This window comes from Caloramator australicus RC3 (genome assembly GCF_000297115.1).
Classification (GTDB): Bacteria; Bacillota; Clostridia; order Clostridiales; family Caloramatoraceae; genus Caloramator; species Caloramator australicus.
In genome coordinates, this window is record NZ_CAKP01000137.1 from 1 (window position 1) to 4001 (window position 4001).

The 4001-nt window shown below is 30.7% G+C and carries 6 protein-coding genes; all 6 read left to right on the top strand.

Translation table 11 applies throughout. From position 1 onward, the window contains the following. Positions 1-470 (top strand): UPF0236 family transposase-like protein (locus CAAU_RS14420; protein WP_040306718.1); only part of this gene is annotated, 470 nt, incomplete at its 5' end. Between the two features lie 179 nt (positions 471-649). After that, positions 650-1198 carry an RNA 2',3'-cyclic phosphodiesterase gene (gene thpR, locus CAAU_RS12565; protein WP_008909811.1) on the top strand — a complete coding sequence of 183 codons (549 nt, stop codon included), beginning with the start codon at positions 650-652 and terminating at the stop codon, positions 1196-1198. A gap of 13 nt (positions 1199-1211) precedes the next feature. Then, positions 1212-1454 carry a DUF896 domain-containing protein gene (locus CAAU_RS12570; protein WP_008909812.1) on the top strand — a complete coding sequence of 81 codons (243 nt, stop codon included), beginning with the start codon at positions 1212-1214 and terminating at the stop codon, positions 1452-1454. 14 nt (positions 1455-1468) lie between these two features. After that, complete coding sequence (locus CAAU_RS12575) at positions 1469-2029, top strand: 5-formyltetrahydrofolate cyclo-ligase (RefSeq protein ID WP_008909813.1); 561 nt, start codon at positions 1469-1471, stop codon at positions 2027-2029. A 40-nt stretch (positions 2030-2069) separates the two neighbouring features. After that, a complete protein-coding gene (locus tag CAAU_RS12580) occupies positions 2070-3482 on the top strand; it encodes an aminopeptidase (RefSeq protein ID WP_008909814.1) in 1413 nt (470 codons plus the stop codon). Between the two features lie 247 nt (positions 3483-3729). Then, positions 3730-4001: UPF0236 family transposase-like protein (locus CAAU_RS12590; protein ID WP_040306720.1), on the top strand; the 272-nt coding region annotated here is incomplete at its 3' end.

Here is a 4001-nt window from a genome sequence, read left to right on the forward strand (position 1 = left end):
GGGATAAGAAGGTTTTAAGGGAGATATTTAAGGAGTTAATAAATATAGCAGAAACTAAGACAGAAAAGGAGAGAGCAAAAGAAGCAAGGAGATATATATTAAATAACTGGGAAGGGATAGTAATATATAAAGAGGACGAGGATGTAATAGGATGCAGTGCAGAAGGGCATATAAGCCATGTATTATCAGCGAGATTAAGCAGTAGGCCATTAGGATGGAGTAAAGAGGGATTAAAGATAATGGCAAAGCTAAGGGTATTTAGCAGGAATGGAGGTAATTTAAGGGAAATAAGTATATACAAGGAAGACGTTGAAACATTTAGATTAAATAAAAAGAAGATAAAAGAAACAATTAAAAGAATAAATAATTCTTCACGAGAAGGAATAAATAATATAACAATATTAAATATTGGAAAAGTAACGCCAATGTATAAGATATTAAAATCAATTAAATATGAAAATATAATTTAAAGTTTAAAAGCTTACGAAAGTCTTGATTTTAAACATTTTAGGGGGTTGTCTATAAAAATTAACCTACAATATCTTGACACTATCTCAATCTTTAAAGTTGTTTACATTATTATTTTTTTCCTTTAGTATATAATTATAGCACTATTTAATGGTAATTTTAAATATTTGGTGGTGATATTTTGAGGACTTTCATTACCTTTGAGTTTGATAAAAGAACGAAGGAGGAAATTGCAAAGGTTCAAACTCTTATAAAGGAGAATTCATTTAAGGGGAGATTTAAGCACATAAATAATTTCCATCTAACAATTAAATTTTTAGGTGAAACAGATAACGAAACTATAGATGAAATTTATGAGGAACTAATTAAAAACTTTAAAGATATTAACAAAATAAATGCTTATTTAAAGGGAATTGATGTTTTTAGAAGTGGCAATAATATTAAAACGATATTTTTAAATGTATGGGGTGAGATTGAAAAAATTAAAGAAATTGCAGTAAGGGTAGATGATATTACAAACAAGTTTGGATTTAAAAGGGATAATAAGTTTATTCCCCATGTTACGATAGCTCAGGATGTTGAGATTAAGATCCCTTTTGCTGAATTAAAGGGCAAATTAGAAGATATTTGCATTGATAAGATAATATTTGATAAAATTGTTATCATGAAAAGTGAAGAGATAGATAGGAAAAGAATTTATACTCCTTTAAAAACATTATATTTACGTTAGAAAGGATGATATCATGATTACAAAGGAACAGATTAAAAGAATTAATGAACTTTATAAAAAACAAGTAGAGGGAACGTTAACAGAGGAAGAAAAGAAGGAGCAGGTATATCTTAGAAGACTTTATGTGGATTCAGTGAAAGAAAGCTTAAAGGCACAGCTTGATAATATAAAAATTGTAACTCCGGAAGAATATGAAAAACTTCAAAAAGAAAACAAATGTACTTGTGGGCATGATCATTGCCAACATAAGCATTAAATTTAGGTGATTATATGAAAAAAGAATTAAGAAGGGAATTGATTAAAAAGCGATTAGAAATGTCTAAATATGAAGTAGAAACAAAAAGTAATAAAATAATGGATAAATTAATTGAAATGCTTAAATATAAAAAGATTAAAAACATAATGCTTTATTATCCTATAAAAAATGAAGTCTCTACTCTAAAACTTGCTTTATTTTGTTTTGATATGGAAATTGGAGTTATTTTCCCTAAATCCATTAAAGAAACTTATACTATCTTGCCATGCAAAATTAAATCCTTCGATGATTTAGAAGAAGGCGAATATGGAATACCTGAACCGAAAATTTTTGAAATAGTCAATAAAAATGATATCGATATTGTAATAGTTCCTGGCGTTGCCTTTTCAAGGTCGGGTTATAGATTAGGCTATGGAGCAGGATATTATGATAGATTTCTTTCTGATTATAGAGGAATAAAAATAGGCGTATGCTACTCATTTCAAATTTGCGATTCTGTTTTTAATGAAGAATATGATGCCAAGATGGATGCTATAGTGACAGAGAATGAAGTGTTTGAATTTACCGAAATTTAGTGATAGAATTAAATTGACTAAATTTTAAGGAGGTTAGTATATGGAAAATAACAAGCTTGAAACCCTTACAAAAAAATATGAATACGTTTGGGATAAGATTAGGGAAAATGAAGTTAAGGAAATGATGGATTTTGCTGAAAGGTATAAGGATTTCATGAATAAGGCAAAAACTGAAAGAGAAGCTACAGCAGAAATAGTTAGGATGGCAAAGGAAAAAGGTTTTATCGATTTAAACGATGCTATTGCACAAAATAAGAAACTTTCAGCAGGGGATAAAGTTTTTGCAGTTAACAAGGAAAAGGCAGTAGCTTTATTTGTAATTGGTGCAACTCCCATGGAAAAAGGAATGAATATAGTAGGGTCCCATATAGATTCACCAAGAATAGATTTAAAGCCTAATGCACTTTATGAAGATGAAGGTTTCGCATTACTTGAAACACATTATTACGGTGGTATTAAAAAATATCAGTGGGTAACAATACCGCTTGCCCTTCATGGCGTTGTTGTAAAAAAGGGTGGAGAAAAGGTTAACATAGTTATTGGAGAAGATGAAAATGACCCTGTTCTTTACATAACCGACCTTCTAATACATTTATCTGCAGATCAAATGGAAAAGAAATTAGCAAAGGGTATTGAAGGAGAAGATCTAAATGTTCTTATTGGAAGCAGACCAATAGAGGACAAAGAGGCAAAGGGCAGAATAAAATTAAATATTTTAAGAATTTTAAACGAAAGATATGGAATTGATGAAGAGGATTTTGTTACTGCAGAATTTGAAATTGTGCCAGCTGGTAGAGCAAGGGATGTTGGTTTAGATAGAAGCATGGTAATGGCTTATGGTCATGATGACAGAGTTTGTGCTTATACTTCTTTAGAGGCAATATTAGAGATTGAAAAACCAGAAAAAACATGCGTGGCGCTATTTGTAGATAAAGAGGAGATTGGAAGCAATGGAGCAACAGGAATGCATTCAAGATTCTTTGAAAATGTTGTTGCAGAAGTTATGGAATTGATGGGTGAATATTCAGAGTTGAAATTAAGAAGATGTCTTGCAAATTCAAAGATGCTATCGTCTGATGTTACTGCTGCTTTTGACCCGATTTATCCAAGCGTTCTTGAAAGAAAAAATACAGCCTATATGGGCAAAGGTATAGTAATAACAAAGTATACAGGTTCAAGAGGAAAATATTCATGTAACGATGCTAATGCAGAATTTTTAGGTTATCTAAGGGACCTATTCAATAAGCATAATATAATTTGGCAAACTGGCGAACTTGGAAAAGTTGACCAAGGCGGTGGCGGAACAATAGCTTATATACTTGCTGAATATGGAATGGAAGTTGTAGACTGTGGTGTAGCACTTCTTAGCATGCATGCTCCTTGGGAAATAGCAAGTAAAGCTGATATTTATGAAACTTATAAAGCTTACAAGGTATTTTTACAGTATGCATAAAAGGCAGGTTGTCCCTGCCTTTTATTTTTGATAGTTTTTAAGTTCCTGTATTATCTTAGAAGCGTCATCTTTGGTCCATTCTTTGCTTTCATTTTTGCCTGTAAGTTCTTGAGTTAATTTTTTAAGATCCTCATCATCATAGTGTAAAATTATTGTAGGACGAAAAAGGACAAAAAATTTAAAAGAGACAACCCCTGTGGTAAAATAAAAAGTGGAAAAAACACAAATCAATAAGGGGGTGTCTCTTTTGAATAATATTATACAACATGATATTATACAACAACATTTAATAAATTTCACTACTAAATTAATAAAAAATGTAGAAGAAATGCTGTCAAAAGAATGGGATTTTACAAAACTTGTTGAGGTAGTTAAAGAATCGACTGATGAACTTGGAAGGAATATAATAAAAGACTTTTTAGAAGAATTAGATAAAGCGATTAAAGAAGATGATAAGAGAAAAAAGGAATGGATAGTTGAAAGAAAAGACAAGAAAAGTATTATTACGCTCCTAGGAGG

Coding starts and splice junctions, on each gene's coding strand:
- CAAU_RS12570 (WP_008909812.1), top strand. CDS start 1,212: ATGATTACAAAGGAACAGATTAAAAGAATTAATGAACTTTATAAAAAA.
- CAAU_RS12580 (WP_008909814.1), top strand. CDS start 2,070: ATGGAAAATAACAAGCTTGAAACCCTTACAAAAAAATATGAATACGTT.
- CAAU_RS12575 (WP_008909813.1), top strand. CDS start 1,469: ATGAAAAAAGAATTAAGAAGGGAATTGATTAAAAAGCGATTAGAAATG.